The sequence below is a fragment of the Solibaculum mannosilyticum genome, assembly GCF_015140235.1.
Classification (GTDB): Bacteria; Bacillota; Clostridia; order Oscillospirales; family Acutalibacteraceae; genus Solibaculum; species Solibaculum mannosilyticum.
Genome location: NZ_AP023321.1, coordinates 733,335 through 755,195, shown reverse-complemented (window position 1 = coordinate 755,195; position 21,861 = coordinate 733,335). Strand labels below are relative to the sequence as shown.

At 53.6% G+C, this 21,861-nt stretch carries 25 protein-coding genes; 3 read left to right on the top strand and 22 right to left on the bottom strand.

The features are described from left to right. Window positions 1–22: 22 nt before the first annotated feature. From ispG to C12CBH8_RS03515, 15 genes are all read right to left on the bottom strand, one after another. Window positions 23–1,072: a flavodoxin-dependent (E)-4-hydroxy-3-methylbut-2-enyl-diphosphate synthase gene (ispG, locus tag C12CBH8_RS03585; RefSeq protein WP_090266717.1), complete on the bottom strand. Its 1,050-nt coding sequence runs from the start codon at window positions 1,070–1,072 to the stop codon at window positions 23–25. A gap of 6 nt (window positions 1,073–1,078) precedes the next feature. After that, complete coding sequence (gene rseP / locus C12CBH8_RS03580) at window positions 1,079–2,134, bottom strand: RIP metalloprotease RseP (protein ID WP_246441681.1); 1,056 nt, start codon at window positions 2,132–2,134, stop codon at window positions 1,079–1,081. Then, window positions 2,131–3,279, bottom strand: coding sequence for a 1-deoxy-D-xylulose-5-phosphate reductoisomerase (locus C12CBH8_RS03575; RefSeq protein WP_090266719.1), 1,149 nt, complete (start codon window positions 3,277–3,279; stop codon window positions 2,131–2,133). Before C12CBH8_RS03575 ends, rseP begins: the two co-directional genes overlap by 4 nt. Window positions 3,280–3,319: 40 nt before the next feature. Next, entirely contained in the window at window positions 3,320–4,144 is an 825-nt protein-coding gene (locus C12CBH8_RS03570; protein WP_215533547.1) for a phosphatidate cytidylyltransferase, read from the bottom strand. A gap of 102 nt (window positions 4,145–4,246) precedes the next feature. After that, entirely contained in the window at window positions 4,247–4,984 is a 738-nt protein-coding gene (uppS, locus tag C12CBH8_RS03565) for an undecaprenyl pyrophosphate synthase (RefSeq protein ID WP_099323341.1), read from the bottom strand. Window positions 4,985–5,089: 105 nt separating this feature from the next. Then, entirely contained in the window at window positions 5,090–5,644 is a 555-nt protein-coding gene (gene frr, locus C12CBH8_RS03560; RefSeq protein ID WP_090266817.1) for a ribosome recycling factor, read from the bottom strand. Between the two features lie 15 nt (window positions 5,645–5,659). Further along, complete coding sequence (pyrH, locus tag C12CBH8_RS03555; RefSeq protein WP_090266726.1) at window positions 5,660–6,370, bottom strand: UMP kinase; 711 nt, start codon at window positions 6,368–6,370, stop codon at window positions 5,660–5,662. Window positions 6,371–6,637: 267 nt separating this feature from the next. Further along, window positions 6,638–7,564, bottom strand: coding sequence for a translation elongation factor Ts (tsf, locus tag C12CBH8_RS03550; protein WP_090266727.1), 927 nt, complete (start codon window positions 7,562–7,564; stop codon window positions 6,638–6,640). A gap of 86 nt (window positions 7,565–7,650) precedes the next feature. Then, entirely contained in the window at window positions 7,651–8,388 is a 738-nt protein-coding gene (rpsB, locus tag C12CBH8_RS03545; RefSeq protein WP_090266729.1) for a 30S ribosomal protein S2, read from the bottom strand. Window positions 8,389–8,577: 189 nt separating this feature from the next. Next, on the bottom strand, window positions 8,578–9,990 hold the full coding sequence (locus C12CBH8_RS03540) for an aminopeptidase (protein WP_215533546.1): 1,413 nt from the start codon (window positions 9,988–9,990) through the stop codon (window positions 8,578–8,580). Between the two features lie 32 nt (window positions 9,991–10,022). After that, window positions 10,023–10,586: a lytic transglycosylase domain-containing protein gene (locus tag C12CBH8_RS03535; protein ID WP_215533545.1), complete on the bottom strand. Its 564-nt coding sequence runs from the start codon at window positions 10,584–10,586 to the stop codon at window positions 10,023–10,025. Beyond that, window positions 10,583–11,194 carry a dephospho-CoA kinase gene (gene coaE / locus C12CBH8_RS03530; protein WP_215533544.1) on the bottom strand — a complete coding sequence of 204 codons (612 nt, stop codon included), beginning with the start codon at window positions 11,192–11,194 and terminating at the stop codon, window positions 10,583–10,585. The genes C12CBH8_RS03535 and coaE overlap by 4 nt, the downstream gene beginning before the upstream one ends. Next, on the bottom strand, window positions 11,191–12,222 hold the full coding sequence (locus C12CBH8_RS03525; protein ID WP_215533543.1) for an L-threonylcarbamoyladenylate synthase: 1,032 nt from the start codon (window positions 12,220–12,222) through the stop codon (window positions 11,191–11,193). The genes coaE and C12CBH8_RS03525 overlap by 4 nt, the downstream gene beginning before the upstream one ends. Window positions 12,223–12,250: 28 nt before the next feature. Continuing rightward, window positions 12,251–13,327 carry a peptide chain release factor 1 gene (gene prfA / locus C12CBH8_RS03520; RefSeq protein ID WP_215533542.1) on the bottom strand — a complete coding sequence of 359 codons (1,077 nt, stop codon included), beginning with the start codon at window positions 13,325–13,327 and terminating at the stop codon, window positions 12,251–12,253. A gap of 48 nt (window positions 13,328–13,375) precedes the next feature. Next, a complete protein-coding gene (locus C12CBH8_RS03515) occupies window positions 13,376–13,567 on the bottom strand; it encodes a DUF951 domain-containing protein (protein ID WP_090266742.1) in 192 nt (63 codons plus the stop codon). A gap of 134 nt (window positions 13,568–13,701) precedes the next feature. Between C12CBH8_RS03515 and C12CBH8_RS03510 the strand changes: the two genes are divergently transcribed. Continuing rightward, on the top strand, window positions 13,702–14,118 hold the full coding sequence (locus tag C12CBH8_RS03510) for a hypothetical protein (RefSeq protein WP_215533541.1): 417 nt from the start codon (window positions 13,702–13,704) through the stop codon (window positions 14,116–14,118). Between the two features lie 112 nt (window positions 14,119–14,230). Next, the gene (locus C12CBH8_RS03505) at window positions 14,231–15,178 is read left to right on the top strand and encodes a S1 RNA-binding domain-containing protein (RefSeq protein WP_090266746.1); all 948 of its coding nucleotides are present in this window, start codon (window positions 14,231–14,233) and stop codon (window positions 15,176–15,178) included. A gap of 63 nt (window positions 15,179–15,241) precedes the next feature. Here the strand turns inward: C12CBH8_RS03505 and C12CBH8_RS03500 are convergent, their stop codons facing one another. From C12CBH8_RS03500 to rsmD, 3 genes are read right to left on the bottom strand one after another with little or no spacing between them, the layout of a single operon-like run. Beyond that, window positions 15,242–15,754 carry an ATP synthase subunit B family protein gene (locus C12CBH8_RS03500; protein WP_090266748.1) on the bottom strand — a complete coding sequence of 171 codons (513 nt, stop codon included), beginning with the start codon at window positions 15,752–15,754 and terminating at the stop codon, window positions 15,242–15,244. Further along, entirely contained in the window at window positions 15,751–16,242 is a 492-nt protein-coding gene (coaD, locus tag C12CBH8_RS03495; RefSeq protein ID WP_171846422.1) for a pantetheine-phosphate adenylyltransferase, read from the bottom strand. Before coaD ends, C12CBH8_RS03500 begins: the two co-directional genes overlap by 4 nt. After that, window positions 16,239–16,781, bottom strand: a complete 543-nt coding sequence (rsmD, locus tag C12CBH8_RS03490; RefSeq protein WP_090266753.1) for a 16S rRNA (guanine(966)-N(2))-methyltransferase RsmD — start codon at window positions 16,779–16,781, stop codon at window positions 16,239–16,241. The genes coaD and rsmD overlap by 4 nt, the downstream gene beginning before the upstream one ends. A gap of 276 nt (window positions 16,782–17,057) precedes the next feature. Here rsmD and C12CBH8_RS03485 point away from each other — a divergent pair, with 276 nt between their 5' ends. Further along, window positions 17,058–17,939 carry an aldose 1-epimerase family protein gene (locus C12CBH8_RS03485; protein WP_090266754.1) on the top strand — a complete coding sequence of 294 codons (882 nt, stop codon included), beginning with the start codon at window positions 17,058–17,060 and terminating at the stop codon, window positions 17,937–17,939. 99 nt (window positions 17,940–18,038) lie between these two features. Here C12CBH8_RS03485 and uvrC read toward each other — a convergent pair whose 3' ends face one another. The 4 genes from uvrC to rimM all read right to left on the bottom strand — a co-directional run bounded on the left by uvrC (window position 18,039) and on the right by rimM (window position 21,769). After that, on the bottom strand, window positions 18,039–19,877 hold the full coding sequence (uvrC, locus tag C12CBH8_RS03480; protein WP_090266757.1) for an excinuclease ABC subunit UvrC: 1,839 nt from the start codon (window positions 19,875–19,877) through the stop codon (window positions 18,039–18,041). An 82-nt stretch (window positions 19,878–19,959) separates the two neighbouring features. Continuing rightward, window positions 19,960–20,223 (bottom strand): HPr family phosphocarrier protein, encoded by a 264-nt coding sequence (locus tag C12CBH8_RS03475; RefSeq protein WP_099323330.1) that lies wholly within the window; start codon window positions 20,221–20,223, stop codon window positions 19,960–19,962. 300 nt (window positions 20,224–20,523) lie between these two features. Next, complete coding sequence (gene trmD, locus C12CBH8_RS03470) at window positions 20,524–21,267, bottom strand: tRNA (guanosine(37)-N1)-methyltransferase TrmD (RefSeq protein WP_099323329.1); 744 nt, start codon at window positions 21,265–21,267, stop codon at window positions 20,524–20,526. After that, complete coding sequence (rimM, locus tag C12CBH8_RS03465; protein ID WP_090266765.1) at window positions 21,257–21,769, bottom strand: ribosome maturation factor RimM; 513 nt, start codon at window positions 21,767–21,769, stop codon at window positions 21,257–21,259. The genes trmD and rimM overlap by 11 nt, the downstream gene beginning before the upstream one ends. Window positions 21,770–21,861: the final 92 nt, after the last annotated feature.

Genomic DNA, 21,861 nt, shown 5'->3' with positions numbered 1-21,861 from the left:
ATCCTCTGCACCATTTCTATAATTAAAGCTTCTCAATTTCCTTCATCAATTCTTCGATCAGTTCATCCTCCGGCACTTTCCTTAAAACCTCGCCTTTTTTAAAGATAAGTCCACAGCCGTTACCGCCGGCGATCCCGATATCGGCATCCCGGGCCTCCCCCGGCCCGTTGACCGCACATCCCATCACCGCTACTTTGATGCTTTTCCCGCAGGTTTTAAGGCGTTCCTCCACCTGACGGGCCAATCCAATCAAATCCACCTTGGTGCGTCCACAGGTGGGGCAGGATACCAGGTTAACGCCGTCCTTACGCAGTCCCACCGCTTTGAGTACATCCAATCCGGCGTAGACCTCTTTGACCGGAGAGGCCGTCAGAGAAACTCGGATGGTGTCTCCAATGCCGTGAAGCAACAGCGATCCAATGCCGGCCGTAGATTTAATCAGTCCCATGCGTTCGGTTCCCGCCTCGGTGACACCTAGATGAAGGGGATACCAGCAGGCTTCAGCCGTCAATTCATACGCCTTGACCATGGTCTGCACGTCGGAAGATTTAATGGAGATGACAATGTCGTCAAAATCGTATTTTTCCAGCAGGGAGACGTGATAAAGGGCGCTGTCCCGCATGCCTTCGGGAGTAGGCCCGCCGTATTTGGCCAGGATCTCCTTTTCCAAGGATCCGGAGTTGACACCTACCCGGATGGGGACACCGGCATTTTTGCAGGCCGTCGCCACCGCTTTGACCCTATCTTCACCGCCGATGTTGCCGGGATTAATGCGCACTTTATCCACCCCGGCCGCCACCGATTCCAGTGCAAGACGATAATCGTAGTGGATATCGGCCACCACCGGCACATCCACTGCGCTTTTGATGGCGTCGATGAGCGCCACCGCCCTGTAGTCCGGAATCGCCACTCGGATGATATCACATCCCGCTCCTGCCAATTCCTTAGCCTGCTCTACATTTGCCTCCACATCGTGGGCCGGACAATTGAGCATCGATTGCACCGATATCGGCGCATCCCCGCCCATAGGAACCTTGCCTACTAAAATCCGTTTGCTTTCACGTCTTTGCATCACTCACTAGCCCCCCTGAATAATGCGCACGATATCGTTAAAGGTCACCGCCACCAACAAGAGCATCATAAGAGCCAATCCTACAAAGTTTACAATACCCTCGTACTTTATAGGAATGGGTTTACGGCGGATCCCCTCAATAATCAAGAACAACAGACGTCCACCGTCCAGTCCCGGGATGGGGAGAAGGTTAAAGACGCCTAAATTAATGCTGATAAAGGCCACCAACATCAGGAAGGATTCCATGCCCTGATGGGCCGCTTCACTGATGACATTGGCCGTTCCAACAGGGCCGGACAGCTGTTCCATTCCCACATTGCCGGTCACAAGATCCACTAAGGTGAGCCAGACCAGACGTCCTACCGACAAGGTCTGCAAGGCGGAATGTTTCACCACCGTCCAAACATTTTTCTCAATGGGCTTTACCTTAAATCCAAAGCCTTGGATGCGGCGTACCCCGTCCTCGCCCACTTCGGTATCAAAGGTGACGCCGTTTAACGTCATTTTCTGCCCGTCCCGCTCCACGCCGATGTCTACGACGCCGTCGTTGTCCCGCAGCAGATTGAACTGAATATCGTAATCCACAAACACAGCCGTGCCGTTGATGGAGGTGATCCGATCCCCTACCTGAAGGCCGGTCTGTCCAGGCATGGCGCCTTCCTCGATGACCGAAACGGTTGTGGACGCCAAAGCGTTCCCGGAAAAGCAAGCGTTGATGATGGACAGCAGGACAAGCCCCAAAAACAGGTTCATCACCACGCCCGCTATGGTAACCAGCACCCGCCGCCACACCGGTTTATGATTAAAAGCTCTCTCGTCCTGACTTTCTCCATCCTCTCCCTCCATGCTGACAAAGCCGCCGATGGGAAAGGCTCTCAGGGCATACACCGTCTCCTTCCCCTGCTTTTTTAACAGGGTCGGGCCCATGCCGATGGCAAATTCATTGACCTTGATGCCGTTTGCCTTGGCCACCAGGAAATGGCCCAATTCGTGAATGAAAATGAGCACTCCAAAAACAAGAACCGTTATAACGATGGTAAAAACAATGTTGATAACAATCACCTCACTTGAGAATCCACAAACTGACGCGCTGCCCTATCGGCCTCTAAGATGCTCTGCAATGTAATTTGATCCGCCGACTGCTGATGAAGCATGGCGGCATGCACCAGTTCTCCAATGCGTAAAAAGGGGATTTTCCCCTCCAGAAACAGGGATACCGCACGTTCATTGGCGCCGTTTGCCGCCGCAGGCGCCAGACCTCCTCTCGCGATGGCCTCCCTACAAGCGGGCAGACAGATAAACGTCTCCTCATCCGGACGATAAAACGTCAGTTTCCCGCAGGCGATCAAATCAAGCGGTTCCACTGGGCAAGCCGTACGCTCCGGCCATGTCAAGGCATACTGGATGGGGAGACGCATATCCGGAACCCCCATCTGGGCAATGACCGAATGATCGTCGTACTCCACCATGGAATGGATGATGCTCTCCCGATGGACTATAATATCCACCTGGGAGGGTTCCAAATCGAAAAGCCATACCGCCTCAATGAGCTCCAGACCCTTGTTCATCAGGGAAGCCGAATCGATGGTCACCTTATTCCCCATGGACCAATTGGGATGCTTTAATGCCTGGGCAGGAGTGATATTCGTAAGCTCTTCCCTGGTCTTTCCAAAGAAAGGACCGCCCGATGCGGTCAGGATGACTTTGCGAAGCGCTTTCTTGGAGGGCGCTCCCTGTAGGCACTGGAAAATAGCAGAATGCTCGCTGTCCACCGGCGCAATGGCGATACCCTTTTGTTTTGCCTTGGCCATCACAAGGGCTCCACCGGCCACCAACGTCTCTTTGTTGGCCAGTGCCAGACGTTCGATGCCCGCCTCCAATGCCTCCAATGTGGGACGCAGGCCGGCGATGCCCACCACAGCGTTGAGCACCGTATGGACATGGGAAAGACTCGCCGCTTCACAAAGCCCCTCTTCCCCCGCGACGATGCGGCATCCTGTATCGGCTACCCGCACCGTCAAATCGGCAGCGGCTTTTTCATCCACCACCGCCGCGAGCTGGGGATTGTATTTCCGGATCTGTTCCTCCAGCATCTTCACATTGTGATGGGCCGCCAGAGCCGCAACCTGGACATCCAGCCCATCCACTACATCCAAAGCCTGCGTCCCAATGGACCCGGTTGATCCTAAAATTGAAATCCGTCTCATACTTCCCACCGCCGCTAATATAGTTATATTCCCCCGATTCCTAGGTTATAATCGGGACAACTTGAATTGCTAAATATAAAAATGGGGCAACAAAAATCGTACTGTCGAACCGGTCCAGCATGCCGCCGTGACCGGGCAGGAGATTGCTGAAATCCTTGACACCGCATGCCCGTTTGATGAGGGAAAAGGTGAGATCCCCTACGACCCCTACCAAAGACGCTGGGATGGATAAAAGCATCAGCGGCAGGAATTGTACCGTACCCCCATCCTGTAAAAAGAGGGTCTGGTAAAGCCAGCCCCATAGGGCAAAACATGCAATACACAGCACTAGTCCCCCAAAGAGCCCTTCTACCGTTTTCTTCGGGCTGATCTTGGGAGCCATCTTGTGTTTGCCAAAAAATGTACCGGTAAAATAGGCCCCGATGTCGGTCACCCAAGATCCGATAATGGTCAGCATGATGTAAAACGGCACATTTTGTCCGGTAATGCCCCGCATGAACACCATGCACGATAATCCAAGCGGTACGATCAAAGCAATGACAAATGCAAGGCCAATGCGTTCCAGTGGCTGTTCATCATGACGGTACATGGCCGCCAGGAAAAACAGGACCACAAAAACAAACACCACGCTGTTGACCCCTTTAAACTGGGCAAGGTCAGACAGGAAGGCTGTCACCACGCAAAAGACGATGCACAACGCCGTCAAAGGTTTGTTCTTTTCAAAACCTGTGGCACGGAGTCCCTCGTACACCGCCACCAGGGATACCGCCGCCACCACAATATTCAACACAACCGTCTGGTGCGCGAACATCACCGCCACCAGCAACACCGCAAAAAGCACCCCGGTCATAATTCGATTCTTCATTATGGCCCCTCCTATTAAACACAAAACGGCGCGCCGGCCGGATCATAATCCCCTTCGCGGGTAAAACAGTTTTCCGTCGTCTTCTCGTGTACGATGGTATGGCTATACGCCGCCAAATCGACGGTTCCGGCGGCGGTATTCCTCAATGGCCTGATCGATATGGGATGTCTTAAAATCCGGCCACAGGATGTGGTCAAACAAATACTCCGAATAGGCCGACTGCCACAACAGAAAATTGGAAGTACGCATCTCGCCGCTGGGACGGATGATGAGATCCGGATCAGGCTGCCCGGCAGTATCCATCTGCTCATCGATTGCCTGTTCCGTGATGTCGTCAGGGGAACACTTTCCCTCCAAACACTGCTGGGCCAATCTCCTGGCGGCATAGACGATCTCCTGCCGTCCGCCGTAATTGATGGCGATGTTTAAAATCATCCCGGTCTTGTTGGCCGACGCCTCCTCCGCTTCGGCCATCAGCTGGATCAGATCCGGCGCCAACACCGACCGATCCCCGATGAAGCGGGTGACGATATTTTCATCCTTAAAGTCCTCCAGCGCCTCCCGCAGATACTGCCGGAAGAGTTCCATGATAGAGTCCACTTCCTCTTTAGGACGCTTCCAATTTTCTGTGGAAAAGGCATACACCGTCAAACATTGGATGCCGATTTGATTGCAGTACCGGGCGATTTTCCGAAATACCTGCGCGCCGGCACGATGTCCCGCCATCCGGGGAAGGCCTCGCTTTTTTGCCCACCGTCCATTTCCATCCATGATGATGCCGATATGGCGCGGCAATCCCCCTTGTTCTTCCGGACGGGCCTTGCGTTTTTGAAATAACATAGATCCCCCAACCATCCCATTCACGTATTTTACCAAAAAAGGGGACTGGGCGGTTCGCCAATTGGCCTCACCACCGTCCCCTTCTCCCTATCGTTTCCTGGGATGTTAGATTTCCATAATCTCTTTGTTCTTTTTCTCAGCCAACTCGGCGATCTCCTTACAGAAACTGTCGGTCAAATCCTGAATCTTCTTTTCACCGTGTTTCAGATCATCCTCTGTAATTTCAGCATTCTTCTGCAGAGCCTTAAGCTTCTCAATGGCGTCGCGGCGGATGGAACGGATGGCTACCTTGGAATCTTCAGCCAGTTTGGATACTTCCTTCACCACTTCACGGCGGCGTTCTTCTGTCATGGGCGGGAAGGTCAGGCGGATCACCTTGCCGTCGTTCTGGGGATTGATACCTAGGTCAGATGTCTGGATTGCCTTTTCAATGGCGCGGAGACTGGAGACATCCCACGGCTGGATCATCAGAATCCGGGCTTCTACTACCGATACAGCCGCCATCTGATTGATGGGCGTAGGGGCGCCGTAATAATCCACCGAGATTTTGTCCAGCACGCTGGGATTGGCACGGCCAACTCGCTGAGCTGCCAATTCACCTACAAAATTCTGGACGGTTTTGTCCATCTTATGTTTTACTTTGTCAAAAACTTCCTTCATAGCTTCCTGCATGGTCTAGTCCTCCTTCACAATTGTTCCCAGATTTTGTCCCGTTACTACAGAGACGATATTTTCAGGATTATCCAAATTAAATACCAGGATTGGGATGCTGTTGTCCTTGCACAAAGATGCCGCTGTACTATCCATTACCTGAAGCTCTTTGTTTAAAACATCCAGATAGGTCAATGTGTCGAACTTCTGGGCATCAGGATTGTCTCTAGGATCGCTGTCGTATACGCCGTCCACATTGGTGGCCTTGAGAATGACGTCAGCATCGATTTCAGCTGCCCGCAAGGCGGCGGCTGTATCGGTGGAGAAAAACGGGTTGCCGGTCCCGCATCCGAAAATGACCACACGCCCCTTTTCCAGGTGACGTACAGCACGGTTACGGATATAAGGTTCCGCTACCTGCTGCATGCTGATGGCGGTCTGGACTCTTACATCCACGCCCAGTTGCTCCAACGCATCGGCCAGACCCAACGCATTGATGGCAGTGGCCAACATACCCATATGATCGGCACGGGTACGGTCCATTTTCCCACTGCTGCGGCCTCTCCAGAAGTTTCCGCCTCCCACGACGATACCAACTTCCACACCCATATCGGCGATCTCTTTGACCGCTTTGCAGATGTCTAAGACCACATCATAGTCCAAACCCATTTTCTGCTGGCCAGCTAAGGCTTCGCCGCTGAGCTTTAACAAAATCCTTTTATAAATCGGTTTCATCCGTCTAACATCCCTTACACTTGATTTTATCCTATTTTACTATATTCCACCAACTCTGTAAAGACCACAAACCAAAACCGGTCTCTATAATTTTTCCTTCTGCATCTGATTCTCTTCCATTGAAGCCTTGTATTTCCCTCCATGTCAGATGACAAACTTCATCCGTTCCCAACCCTTCTCCAAACAGATCTTAATAACAAAAAAGGGATCTATCCCAACGTAGAGATAGATCCCCTTTTTTATCTTTTCCGATTCTGTCCGATAGCCTTATTTCATCATGCTGGCGACTTCGTCAGCAAAATTATCTTCACGTTTCTGAAGGCCTTCGCCCTTCTCAAAACGGACCATTTCCTTGACCTTAATCACACCGCCCAATTCCTTGGCGACTTTGTCAATGTACTGGCCAACAGTCATAGCGCTGTCCTTAACAAAAGCCTGATCGACCAAGCAGTTGTTCTCATAGAACTTGCCAATGCGGCCGTCGACCATCTTCTTGATGATGTTTTCAGGCTTCTTGGCATTTTTCTCATCGTTCTTAATCTGAGCGATGAGGATCTCGCGCTCTTTCTCAATGACTTCGGGAGACACTGCATCGCGGTCAATGTAAGCGGCATTCAGAGCGGCGATCTGCATGCAGACATCCTTTGCCATCTCGGCAAACTTCTCATCAGAAGTGTCTACATTCTGAGCCTCAAAATTAACCATAACGCCGATACGGCCACCGCCATGGATATAAGTGGCGACATTGCCTTCCTGACGGGCAAAACGGCGGATCTTGATGTTCTCACCGATGGTCAGGATCTTCTCACGCAGCATCTCTTCCACCGTCTCATCGGAGCCAGCGGGCTTCATTGCGGTCAGAGCATCTACATCAGCGGGGTTCTGATCGATAACAGTCTCAGCCAATTTGGCGACGAAAGCCTGGAATTCAGCATTCTTGCCAACAAAGTCGGTCTCGGAGTTTACTTCAATCACGACACCGGCCTTTTTGGACTGATCTACAGTGGCATACACAATGCCTTCTGCAGCAATACGGCCCGATTTCTTAGCGGCAGCGGCCAAGCCCTTCTCACGCAGGAATTCGAGAGCCTTCTCCATATCACCTTCGGAAGCGGTCAGTGCCTTTTTGCAGTCCATCATACCACAGCCGGTCTTCTCACGCAGAGCGGCTACATCCTTGGCAGTAAAAGCCATACTTCTATTCCTCCATATCCTGTATCAGTATAGTTTCTAAAAAAATGCCCGTGCTTTTGAAGGCGCGGGCATTTCACCTACAAATCTTATTCCGCAGCGGGAGCTTGTTCCTCAGACTGAGCCTCTTCTGCCGCATCCTGTTCGCCCTGCTTGCCCTCCAGGTAAGCATTGGCCATGGTGGCGGAGATCAGCTTGACAGCGCGGATTGCGTCGTCATTGCCGGGGATAACATAATCGATCTCATCGGGATCGCAGTTGGTATCGACAATCGCGACCACCGGGATACCCAATTTTTTAGCTTCTGCAACAGCAATTTTCTCTTTTCTGGGATCAACCACAAACAGAGCGCCGGGCAGCTTCTTCATTTCCTTAATGCCGCCGAGGAATTTCTCCAGACGTTCAATTTCCAGGTTGAGTTTAATGACTTCCTTTTTGGGAAGGGCATCAAAGGTGCCGTCCTCTTCCATGCGGCGCAGCTGGGTCAGACGATCGATGCGCTGACGGATGGTGCGGAAGTTGGTGAGCATGCCGCCCAGCCAACGGGCGTTAACATAGTGAACGCCGGCACGCAGAGCTTCGTCGCGGATGGATTCCTGAGCCTGCTTCTTGGTGCCGACAAACAGGATGGTTTCACCGTTTTCAGCCAGCTCGCGGACGAACATATAGGCTTCCTCCAGCTTGCGGACGGTCTTCTGCAAATCGATGATGTAGATACCGTTGCGTTCGGTGAAGATGTAGGGAGCCATTTTGGGGTTCCAACGACGGGTCTGGTGGCCGAAGTGGACACCTGCTTCGAGAAGCTGTTTCATGGATACAACTGCCATTGATAAAATCCTCCTTTGGTTGTTACCTCCGCAAGGCCTCTCCACTGCCGCGCACCTCCCGGACGGAAGGCACCAGCGCGTCAAACAGCCCTGCGTGTGTTCTGGTATTTTGCCGAATTATTATACCACGTAATATTCCCAATTGCAAGGGGGAAAGCGTCACTTTTCCCCCTCATCCGTCAAGAAAGCTTATTGTCCGTCGGCAAAAAAGGCGCTGAATGCATTGTGGGCCATATAGACGTCGATTTTCGACACCACCTCAAAAGGCGCATGCATGGACAGGACCGGTACGCCCACATCCACAACGTCCACGTTGAGGGCTGCGATGAACATGGCGACCGTCCCGCCGCCGCCGGCGTCCACCTTGCCCAGTTCGCCGATCTGCCACTTGACGCCCTTCTCATCAAACAGACGGCGTATCTGGCCGACGAATTCTGCCGAAGCGTCGGATGTCCCGGATTTGCCGCGGGCGCCGGTGTATTTTGTAACCACCACGCCGTAATTGATCCTGGCGCAGTTGCGGGGATCCATGACGTCCGGCCAAGTGGGATCGAAGGCGGCGTTGACATCGGCCGACAGGCACTGGGAATGGCTCAGCACCTGATAGTAGGGCACGCCTTCGGCGTCCGCCAAAGACTGGATAAAATACTGTAGATAGGCGGAATTGAGGCCGGTGTTGCCGTCCGAACCGATTTCCTCTTTGTCGGTCAGTACCGTGACGGCGGTGTGCTCCGGGTCTTTGCATTCCAGAGTAGCAGTGAGGGCGGTGTAGGCGCACACACGGTCGTCCTGGCCGTAGGAGCCGATCAAACTGCGGTCAAAGCCCACATCTTTGGCTTTGTACGTGGGAACCAGTTCCAATTCGGCCGACAGGAAGTCGGCTTCGGTCATGCCGTACTTTTCATGGAGCAGACGCAGGATATTGAGCTTGCACAGTTCAGACGCCTTATCATCCTTAAAGGGGCGGGATCCCACTAAGATATTGAGTTCCTCACCCTTGATGCCTTCGTTCAACGTGCGCTTCATCTGTTCGTTGGCCAGATGGGGCAGCAGGTCGGTGACGCAGAATACAGGATCCCCTTCATCCTCGCCCAGCTTTACATCCACAAATGTGCCGTCCCCCAGCACGACCCGGCCGTGGAGGGACAGCGGCATGGCCGTCCACTGGTACTTTTTGATGCCGCCGTAATAATGGGTCTTAAAGAGGGCCATCTCGCCGTCCTCATACAGAGGCTGGGGCTTGAGATCCAGGCGGGGGGAATCAATATGGGCCGCGGCGATACGCACGCCCTCCGCCAAAGAGCGTTTTCCCATCACCGCCAGAATGACGGCTTTACGACGATTGATATAGTACACACGGTCGCCGGGCTGATACTGTTTTCCCTGCTCGTAAAGGACGAACCCTTTGTCCTTCGCCATCTGCTCGATGGTATCCACGGCTTCCCGTTCGGTTTTGGCGTTGTCCAAAAAGCACTTGTACTGTTCGCAATAGGCATCGGCCTCACCGATGGTGGAATCAGGCAGTTCCTGACCCAGATTCTTACGCTTTAAAGCCAGCTTCTCCTGGAGCAGCTGGGCTTGGGTTTTGGTTTGTTCGCTCATAAAAAAGACCTCCTTGTGTCAATTGATATGGTTTACTCCCAATGGTACAAATGGGTATATATATTGTAAGTATGCATCACTTTATCCACATAATTCCTGGTATCTTCAATGGGGATGGTTTCTAAGGTTTTGCCGTCGGATGAATAGGCTGGGTCCTGGAGCCACTTGTTGACGTTGCCCCGGCCGGCATGATACGCGGCCAAAGCTACCTCAGGCTTCTCAAATTCGTCCAAAAGGATGCGCAGGAGCTGGCATCCATAATAAACATTGACCTGTGGCGTCTTTAGATCCTCAGCCGACAAATCCTCCTCGGACCCCAGCACATACCGCACCCAATCAAAGGTATCCGGCGTGAGCTGCATCAGGCCGATGGCGTTTGCATAGGACTCGATTTCCGGACGGAAATGGCTTTCGGTCCGCATGACCGAGTAGACAAAAGCTTCGTCCAGATCGGCTTGCTGGGCCGACTGCTTTACAAGATCGGCGTAAGGGGTGGGATAGGCTTTTTTGGTAAAATCCACGTTGGCCCACCAAAGCCCCGTCACGCTGACAGCCAGCACCAATAGAGTCCCAATCCATGCAAAAAAACCTTTCAATCCACAAGTCTCCTTTCCACCTGACGGCACAGAGCATCCACTTGAATTTCTAACTCTTTGGCATCCCCTTGATTGGTCAAAAGGATGTCAGCACGCTTCCTATAGAAATCATCCTCCGGCTGGATGCCCATCCGATGAAGCGCCTCCGATCGTGTTAAACCGTCACGCTCTATGATGCGCGCAAGACGCGTCTCCTTGGGCGCCAGTACAGCCGCCGTCATATGGCACATCTTATCCGACCCGCTCTCAAATAGCAGCGGCACATCCAGCAGGATGCGGCGCTCCCCCTCCTCCTGGAGAGAAGCAAGATGCCGCTCCATCTCCTCCAGGATGGCCGAATGGGTGATGTCGTTAAGAATCTTGGTAGACTGGGGCGAAGCAAACGCCCGAGCCGCCAATTTCTTTCTATTTAAGGAGCCGTCTTTCTCCAGGACGTCCCGACCGAACACATCCTGCAACCGCACAAGCACCGGGGATCCCGGTTCCATAACCTCCCGGGCCACCTGGTCGGCATCCACTACGGCAAAGCCTCTTTGCCGCAGCATGGACGCTATGGTGCTTTTTCCCGATCCTGTGGGACCGGTCAGCCCTAGAATCACGTGGTTCACAGTTCGATCACCTCAAAAGCCGCCGCCCGCATGAGCCGATTGTATACTGCAAGGCCCATGCCGTCCACATCAGGATAGCGGGCGTACACCACGTCGGCATCCAAACCATCCAAGCGCCGCAGGGCATCGAACAGCCCCTGGGCCTGGGTGTCCGGCTGGCCCATGTGCCCATAGGACACCGCCGGCACATGAAGATGGGGCAGATCCTCGTCAAAACACAAGGCCCCTACCTTTCCTATCTGACTGTTGACGTATCGGGCAAAGCTTTGACCGTCTCCCTTGACCACCATCACCTTGGTATGTGGAGCGTAGTGCTTGTACTTCATGCCGGGAGATTCCGCCTTTTGGCCCTGTTCCAGCGCATGATACACCGCCGGATGGATGTCGATGGGGCCGATGACCGACTCAATCTGTTCCGGCGTCACCCCTCCGGGACGGAGCAAAAGAGGACGTTTCCCCGCCAAAGACAGCACCGTCGATTCTACCCCAACGCCGCAGGGGCCGCCGTCCAGCACCGCCTCGATGCGCCCCTCCATATCGGCCAGAACATGGCTGGCAGTGGTGGGGCTGGGGGATCCGGATAGGTTGGCCGACGGCGCCGCCAACGGCACACCTGCCGCCTCGATAACCGCCCGAGCTACGGGATGCGAGGGCAGCCGAATTCCTACCGTATCCAGCCCTCCCGACGTCTTGTCCGGAATGCCGCTCGCTTTGGGGAGCACCATGGTCAGCGGCCCGGGCCAGAAAGCTTTTGCCAGTTTATCGGCCGATTCCGGCACGGTACGCGCCACATTTGTGATATGCTCCAGGTGAGCGATGTGAACGATGAGCGGATTGTCAGAAGGACGTCCCTTTGCTTCAAAGATGCGTCCCACCGCCTGGGGATTGAGGGCATCGGCCGCCAGGCCATACACCGTCTCGGTGGGGATGGCCACCAACCCTCCGTCCCGCAGGATGGCGGCGGCACGTTGGATGCCGCTGTCCTGCACGTCCGGTTTTTCTATGGTTAAATGCTCTGTTTTATGCATAACATCCGCTACTTTCTGGGATTAAAGTCTATTCTTGATCCGACGCTTTAAGCTTCTCCGCCCGGTCGGCGGTGATGAGGGCGTCGATAATCTCATCCAAGTCGCCGTTGAGAACCGCTTCCAACCGATAGAGGGTCAGGCCGATGCGATGGTCGGTGACACGGCTTTGAGGATAATTATATGTCCGGATGCGTTCCGAACGGTCGCCGGTGCCCACCTGCGCCTTGCGTTCGGCGGCGATGGCGCTCTCCTGTTTCTCCCTCTCCCCCTCCAACAGACGGGCGCGAAGGATCTTCATGGCGCGGTCCTTGTTCTTATACTGGCTGCGCTCATCCTGGCACTCCACCACCAGTCCAGTGGGCAGATGGGTGATGCGGATGGCCGATTCGGTTTTATTGATGTGCTGGCCGCCGGCGCCGCTGGAGCGGAAGGTATCGATCTGCAAATCGGTGGGATTGATGTCGATTTCCACCTCGTCGGCCTCGGGAAGCACCGCCACTGTGACGGTGGAGGTATGGATACGGCCTTGGGACTCTGTCTCAGGCACCCGCTGCACGCGATGGACGCCGCTTTCAAACTTCAGACGGGAATAAGCCCCCTCGCCGGAGATCATAAAGCTGATTTCCTTATAGCCCCCCAGCTCGGTTTCGTTGGAGCCCAGCACCTCCACCTTCCATCCGTGGGTCTCGGCATACATAGAGTACATCCGAAACAGCACTGCGCAAAACAACGCCGCTTCCTCTCCGCCTGCGCCGCCGCGGATCTCCACGATGACGTTTTTGTCGTCGTTGGGGTCCCGGGGCAGAAGCAGCACCTTGACGTCCTCCTGGAGCCGTTCCATGGTCTCCCGGGAGGAAGAAAGCTCTTCCTCCACCATCTCTTTGAAATCCTTGTCCAGCCCGCCGGCATCCAACAGGGACTTCGCCTCGTCAAAGGACGCTTTGGCGGCTTTGTATTCCCGGTACTTTCCCACCACCGGTTCCAGCTGCTTTTGCTCCCGCATCAGCTTGGTGTACTGCTCCATATCCTGCACGACCTGAGGGTCGTACAGCTTCTCAGCGATCTCGTCGTACCGCTTTTCTACTTCGGCCAATTTATCAAACATACTGCGCACCTCTCCCTTTTATTCTTGCCAAACAATCGGACTGGTACGCTACCCTTTGTCCTCCGGCCGGATAATCTTTTTGATGTTGCGTTCCGCCTTGGCCCGGGGCACCATGACCTCCCGGCCGCACTTCTGGCAACGAATGCGAAAATCCATCCCCGAACGCAGCACCAAAAACAAATTGCCGCCGCAAGGATGATTTTTTCTCATCTCCAAAATATCCCCTATTTGAACATCCATGGCCATTCTCCTTTAACCATACATTGTGGTATATTATACCACCAGTTTTCCACAAAACGCAAATACATTCCCCACACCCTTCCGGAACCTTTCCCTGAGAATTTTGGTCATTGTACCGAAAGGAGTTTTTTCCAATGCGCGCTCGTATTTACGCCCATTTTTCCTCCATGCCCTTGGCGCAATCGGCCGCCTGTTCCTTACAGGGCCACGGCTGCACACCCTACGCTTTCCAGATTGTCTCGAACCCTTGCCCCAAAACCACCCATCTTCCCTTCGTGGGAGGCAGTCTATTCCCCGCATGCAGCGGGTCTCAAAACGTCTCTTGGCCGCTTGCCGTCCCAAGCAAGCCCTCTTCCCACCCGCTGTTCCCCGGCAACCCTTCCGAAAAGCAATCGCCGCACATGACCCACACCACTGCGTTACCGGCGGCAGTGTGGGCGCGCAGTCCCAAAGACGGCGTCACCCTGATGATCCAGACCGACAGCCACCTGGCCTCCCCCACCGCACGGCTTCTCAAATGCTGCGGCGGACAGGGGATTTTCATCTTTTGACCCTGCCGTGAAATTTGCATGGCCGCTTCACGTCTAAACCCAGCAGACCGGGTCATATATATGGAACGAACCGGCGGTCAGCGCCGGGGTCATCAAAAGGGAGGTTACGAAAATGACGCATTTTTATCCCGAAGGCCTGCTGCTGGATACGTTGGAAAACAAGGCCGCTCAAAGCAGTCGCTCCGCCTTGGAGGAAGCGCGGCAACAGGGACGCATCCTGGAAGGACGTGCTACATTGTGTGACAGTATGCATAATTTATGGGTGGATGTGGGATGTATGCGGGGCATGATCCCCCACGACGAAGGGGCTTACGGCATCCGGGAGGGATCGGTGCGGGACATCGCCCTCATCTCACGGGTCAATAAGCCGGTGTGTTTTGTCGTCACCGGGTTTGACAGGGACTCCTTAGGGGTGTACGCTTTGTTATCGCGCCGGGCCGTACAGGAACAATGTTTGCGCAGTTACATCGCCGCCCTGCGTCCCGGGGATATCATCCCCGCCCGCATCACCCATTTGGAGCCTTTTGGCGCTTTTGCCGACATCGGCTGTGGACTCCCATCCCTGATTCCCATCGACTCCATCTCGGTTTCCCGCATCTCCCATCCCAGGGACCGCTTCTCCACCGGCATGGATATCCGTGCCGTAGTGCGGTCGGTGGAACCGGGCGGCCGGGTATGTCTGACCCACAAGGAATTGTTGGGCACATGGGAACAAAACGCCGCCCTGTTTGAACAGGGGGAAACGGTTGCCGGCGTCATCCGAAGCGTGGAGAATTACGGCGTATTCGTGGAGCTGGCTCCCAACTTGGCCGGATTGGCCGAACCTCGTGACGACGTCCATGCCGGACAGCAGGCCTGCGTCTTCATCAAGAGTCTGATCCCCGACCGGATGAAGGTGAAGCTCATCATCATCGACGCCTTTGATGCCGATTATCCCCCAACCGAACCCCGTTATTTCTTTGAAGGCGACCGGATGGAATGCTGGCGCTATTCTCCCGAGCAGTGCAGCCGCATCATCGAAACGGTATTTACCGATCCGCCTGAGCAGGAGGAAACATAACCATCATAAAACCCCCGCTTCCCTTCAAGAGAAGCGGGGGTTTCCTTTTCGATTCCATTTGCCTTAATCACTGTTTTTGGAGGACCGCAGATTCTGACGGGTGTGGCGCAGTTCGGAAATGAGCTGCATCATGGCCTCGTCGTTTTTCTTGGCCTGCTCCCGCACGCTCACCACATTGGCCGTCAACGCTTCATCGGTCCGCTTCATCAGCTCGTCCACATAGTCGTTGGCCGCTTTGCGCATCTCCCTCGCCTTTAGCTGGGCCTGGCTGAGAATCTCCGTGGCCTTCTGCTGGGCCTGCTTGGTGATCTCCTCCTGGGCCACCAGACTGCGGGCGCGCTCCTCAGCGGCGCGGACAATGCCCTCGCCCTCCCGACGGGCTGTGGCGATGATATCGCCGCGATCGGCCACAATGGCCCTGGCCTGACGGATCTCCTGAGGCAGGTTGAGACGAATATCATCCACAATCTCCTGTACGCGTTCGGAATCCACAACGCATTTTCCACCGCTTAACGGGAAATTAAAGGCTTTTTCCATTAATTCATCAATTTGATCCAGTAATTCATCGACAGTCATGTAAGACGACCTCCTCTATAAAAACGAGATTGAATTTCTTCCATAATGCTGGGCGGCACAAAGCCGGAGATATCCCCGCCCAAAGTGGCCACCTGCTTGACAATGCTGGAGCTTAAGAACATGTATTCCGACCGGGTGGTCAGGAATACCGTCTCCAGTTCCGGGTTCATACGTTTGTTGGTCAGGGCCATCTGGAATTCATACTCAAAGTCAGACACCGCCCTGAGGCCCTTGACCACCGCTTTAGCTCCCTTTTCCCGGGCGTAATCGGCCAGCAGGCCATCGTAACAATCCACCTCTACATTGGGCAGATGGATGGTGCGGCGAAGCATGTCCATTCTCTCCTGGGCAGAAAAGGCCGGTTTCTTATTAAAGTTGGCCATGACCGTCACAATGACGCGGTCAAACATAGAGGCGGCGCGGGTGACAATATCAATATGCCCCAACGTCACCGGGTCAAAACTACCTGGACAAATGGCTGTAATCACAATGCCTCACCTCGATACAATGAAATCAAAACCTGGCCGTAGGAATACGTCCGGACCCGAGTCAATGGTCCTGCTTCAGGCGGTAACTCCGTCCCCTTCGGATGCTCGCACACTAGGCTTCCGCCTGCGTTGAGCCGCGGCGCTACCAGCGGAAGCGCCTGTTCCAAAAGGCCCTTGCGGTAAGGCGGATCTAAAAATACAATGTCGAACGTACCGGTATTGCCCGCCAAATAAGACGCAAAGTCGCTGCACACCACCTGTGCATTTTGTCCTAGACCTGTGTTTAATAAATTCTGCTGGATGACCTTGATGCTCTGCGAACTGGAATCCACAAACACCGCCGATGCCGCACCTCGGCTCAATGCCTCGATGCCCAATTGACCTGATCCGGCAAACAAATCCAAAATACGCCGACCTTCCAAGTCAAACTGCAAGATGCTAAACAGCGCTTCCTTCACCCGTTCCGTGGTGGGGCGCACGTCGGTTCCTTCTCTCGTGACAAGGCGTTTTCCTTTGGCAAGCCCTGTAATCACCCTCATGTTCTCCGCCCCTTTCCAACCAAAGCAGACATTCTTTCCCCTATCGATCCCCACAATCTGTGGGACGCTTTGATCCTATCGTCAAAAATTCTCTTTTGCCACTATTTTCTATCCTTCTCATTATCCCATCTAGTGCGCGGGTTTGTCAAGGGGGAAGCCCTACTGACGGCCTGGAAAACACCTTTAATTTCTCGAAATACGGTTGCGAAGTTTGAATTGTTATACTATACTTTAAAGATGAATCTATTTGCATCTTTGACAAGGAGGTTTTCTTTTATGCTTTATTGGCTGGAAAACGATCAAATAAAAATCAGTGTCGATACCATGGGCGGAGAACTCCATCACATTACCGGCAAAAAAGAGGGAACGCAGTACCTTTCCGACGGAAATCCTGCATTTTGGAAATACCATGCCCCGATTCTTTTCCCCATCGTCGGCAAGCTGCGTGACAACTCCTATACCATAGAAGACAAAACCTATCATCTCCCGCAGCACGGCTTAGCCCGAGTCCGGGAGTTCCAGATGGTCAGCCAATCGGCAAACCATCTCACCTTTGAACTGAGCTCGTCTGAGGATACCCTGGCCATCTATCCTTATCCCTTTGTGCTGCGCATCATTTACCGCTTGGAGGGCAACAATCTCTCGGTGACCTATGAAGTCTTGAATCCCAATAGTTCCACCATGTACTTTTCCATCGGCGCCCATCCGGCCTTCCGCTGTCCGCTTGAGGAAGGTGAAAGCCTGGAGGATTACAGCCTGGTATTCGATTCCAAGGAGACGGCTTATCGTATCCCTCTCAACACCGACGGTCTTCTGAAACGGGATAAAGTTCCCTTTTTAGACCGTCAAAACACCATTGCATTAAGCCACGAGCTTTTCTCCCAGGACGCCCTTATTTTTGAGTCCCTGAAATCCTGCACCGTGCGTCTGGTATCGAAAAATCATAAAAAAGGGTTGGTCTTCGACTTTAGCGAATTCCCCTACTTAGGGATCTGGACCATCCCGGACAAAAAGGCTCCTTTTGTATGCATCGAGCCTTGGATGGGCCACGCTGATTATGAGGATTTCCACGGTGATTTCACGCAAAAGGAAGGCGTCCTGTCCCTGGATACGGGGGAAGCCTTCCACTGTACCTATTCCATCCAAATCAATCAATGAGATTCTCCTGATAAAACGATGAAAAAGCCCTGTGCAGACCGGCACAGGGCTTTTTGTTTGCTTTTTCCGCAGCATTCCCCAGGAAATATTTCAAGAAGTTTAAAAATCCTCTCCGTCAAAGTACGCCCGCACCGCTTTGGCCGCCTGCGCGTTCATTCCCTTGACGGCGCTGAGTTCCTCTTCGGTGGCCTCCTTGACACGGCCTACTGTTCCAAACGTACGAAGCAAAGCCTTCGCCCGGGCCGGGCCGATGCCGGGAATGCCCTGTAGCGTAGAAGAGATTGCCGATTTACTTCTCTTTTGACGGTGGTACCCGATGGCAAAACGATGCACTTCCTCCTGGATGTCCGACACTAAGGTAAAGACCGATCGAGTGGCGGCGATGGCGATCTCGGCCCCCTCTGATGTGATGGCCCTAGTACGATGTTTGTCATCCTTGACCATGCCGAACACAGGGACATCCAGCCCATGCTCCCGGATAACCGGCAACACGGCTGACACCTGGCCTTTGCCCCCGTCCATGAGGATTAAGTCGGGCAGACGGCCGAATCCTTCCCCCGTCTCTTTTTCCTCCTCGTAGCGGTGAAAGCGGCGGGACAGCACCTCGTAAAGGGAGGCGTAGTCGTCCTGCCCTTCAAATCCCTTGATGGCAAACTTGCGGTAAGCGGATTTTAACGGACGTCCGTCTTCAAACACCACCATGGCTCCGACGTTGTCGCTGCCTGCAGTGTTGGAGATGTCGTAGGACTCAATGTACCGCGGCGGGGAATCCAGGCCTAAAAGTCTTCCCAATTCCTCCAAGGCCGCCACCTCTTTGCCGGTCCGCCCCACATCTTGGGCCAGCTTTTCCGCCGCGTTTGCCCGGCACATATCCACCAAATGACGCTGTTCCCCTCTCTGTGGGATTTGCAGCGTCACCTTTCGTCCCGCCCGTTCCGACAGCCACTGTCCCAGCAGCTCCATATCTTCGGCCGGTTCGTCCATGGCGATGACCGGTGGAATGGCGTCGGGACGCATGGTATAATACCTCTCCACAAATTCCTGTCTCGCCTCCGGTTCAGTGTCAATCTCCCCCAAAAGAAAGCTCTCCTGGTCGTGAAGACGTCCATTGGTAAACCGGAAGACCTCCACTGCCGCCTTCTCTCCCACTCTGGCCATGGCGATGACGTCCTGTACCGGCACCCTCGACATAACCACCTTCTGCTTCTGAGAAACCCGTTCGATGGCCTGGATACGATCTCGAAGTCTCGCCGCTTTTTCAAATTCCAGATTTTCCGCCGCCTGTTCCATCCTCTGGGTCAATTCCTTTTTGGAAAAAGGCTTGCCTCCTTTTAGGAAATCCACCGCTTCCTCCACGATATCCTCATATTCCTCAGCGCTGATCTTTCCTCGGCAAGGGGCACAGCACTGTTTGATAAAAAAATTGAGGCAGGGCCTTCCTTTTCCGATCTCCTGGGGAAAGCGTCGGCTGCAAGTGGGCAATCCAAAAATCTTATTGGCCTCATCCACCGCTTGCTTGACCGTCCAGCCGCTGGTATAAGGGCCCAAATAAAGGGAGCCGTCTTCGGCCATCTGCTTGGCCTCCGAGATCCGCGACCAAGGTCCTTTGGTCACGCGGACGTAGTGATATCCTTTGTCGTCCTTGAGCAGGATGTTGTACTTGGGCATGTACTGCTTGATGAGACTGCATTCCAGTACCAAGGCCTCGTATTCGCTGTCGGTGAGGATATAGTCGAAATCCTGCACTTGCTCCACCATGCGGCGCACTTTAGGTGTATGCTGGTTGCCAGCGCCAAAATACTGGCTGACCCGGTTTCGCAACGCCTTGGCTTTCCCAATATAGATAATCTGTTCCTTTGGATTCTTCATGATATAGACACCTGGCGTAAGCGGCAAACGTCTCGCTTTTTCCCGCAAAACATCCAACCTTGGATTCATCTGCCGTCCCCCCAATCCATGTACGAAAAAAGCACCGCCCCTTGCATCAGGACGGTGCCCTTTATTAATCGTGCCTTGCTTCTTACTCAGCAAAACCGGATTCAACCAGTTCTACCAAGCCATCCACAGCCTGCTGCTCATCCGAGCCGTCGGCGATGATGCGGATGCTGGTACCGCCGATGATGCCCAAGGACAAAACACCCAACAAACTCTTGGCGTTAACTCTGCGCTCTTCTTTTTCCACCCAAATAGAGGACTTAAACTCATTTGCCTTTTGAATAAAGAAAGTAGCAGGACGAGCGTGCAACCCTACCTGGTTCTGAACAGTAACATCTTTTACATACATTCTAAAATCTCCCCCATAACAATAAAGGATTTATCATCCAAACATTATCTCACTACCCATTATAGACACAAACTAAGAAACCGTCAACTTGATTATCAAGATTCCCGCCGGTTTTTATCACATTTTGTATTGATGCCTAATAGGGCTTCCTTCCTCGTCCACGAAGTTTGTGTACATTGACGCAATTGTGGAAAACATTTGGTTGTTATTTACGATCAGAGGTTGTAGAAGCTGTCAAAATCGTCAAAAACAACTAAAAAGTCACTAATTTTTCACCGGTAAGAGCAACCCTTTTCACATTTACTCTGCACTTTCTTCCTCTCGGATGGCAGACATGAGTTTCGCATCCTCTTTGCTCATAGTAAATTGTTCCAACATATCCGGCCTTTTATGCAATGTTCTTTGCAAAGACTGCTTCCGCCTCCATGTTGCAATGTTGGCGTGATGGCCGGAAAGCAACACCTCAGGCACTTCCCGTCCCCTCCATTGCGGAGGCCTTGTGTATTGAGGATACTCCAGAAGGCCTCCATAATGGCTTTCCTCCGTGAAGCTCTCCTCGTCGGCCAGCACTCCCGGAAGCATACGCGCTACCGCGTCTACCACCGCCAACGCTGGCAATTCTCCACCCGTCAGTACAAAGTCCCCGATGGAGATTTCTTCATCCACCAGTTCCTCCAGCACCCGTTCGTCCACCCCTTCGTAGTGACCGCACAACAAGGCGATGTGGGACATTGACGCCAGTTCCACCGCTCTTCTTTGGCGGAATACACCTCCCTGTGGGGAAAGGTAGATGAGATGAGGACGGCTGCCAGCTGCACGCACAATGGCTTCAAAACAATCGTAAATGGGCTGCGCCTGCATGACCATCCCCATGCCGCCGCCGTATGGATAATCATCCACCCGACGGTGCTTGTCGATGGTGTAGGCACGGATATCATGGCAATGGATGTCCACCAGTTTATTCTCCCTGGCGCGGCCTAGGATGCTTTCTCCCAATACCGTCTCACACATCTCAGGAAAAAGGGTCATGATGTCAATCCTCATCGAACAACCCCCTGAGAGGACGGATCTCCATGACGCCCTGCTCCAAATCGATGCGGAGCACCACGTCCGGAATGGCCGGGATTAGAGTTTCTTTTCCATCGCATGAGCGGAGATGGTAAACGTCGTTTGCCCCCGTCCGGCTGACATCGGTCAGCTCACCGTACTGATTGCCGTTGTCGGCATCCACCACCTTAAGCCCGATGAGATCCTGCACAAAGTGCCGGCCTTCTTCCAACCGCACGTCATCCCGATTGAGAAATAGGACTGTCCCTCTCATTGCCTGAGCGGCCTCCATGGAATCCACGCCCTGAACCTTCAGAAGCACCATGGACTTGTGGGGGCGAATGGACACAATATCCAGTTTTCTTTTGCCGCCGTCCAGATAAAGGGCCTTTAGACGGCACAGGCTTTCCGGCGAATCCGACCACGGCTCCACTCGCATCTCCCCGCGCACACCGTGGGTCCCCACAATCCGCCCGGTTTCCAGATACTGTTTTACCAAGGTTTTTCCTCCTCCCGGACTGTAAAATTGTCTCCATTAGCAAATGGGTCATAACACCAACAAAACGGTGTTATGACCATGTTTGCGCATCT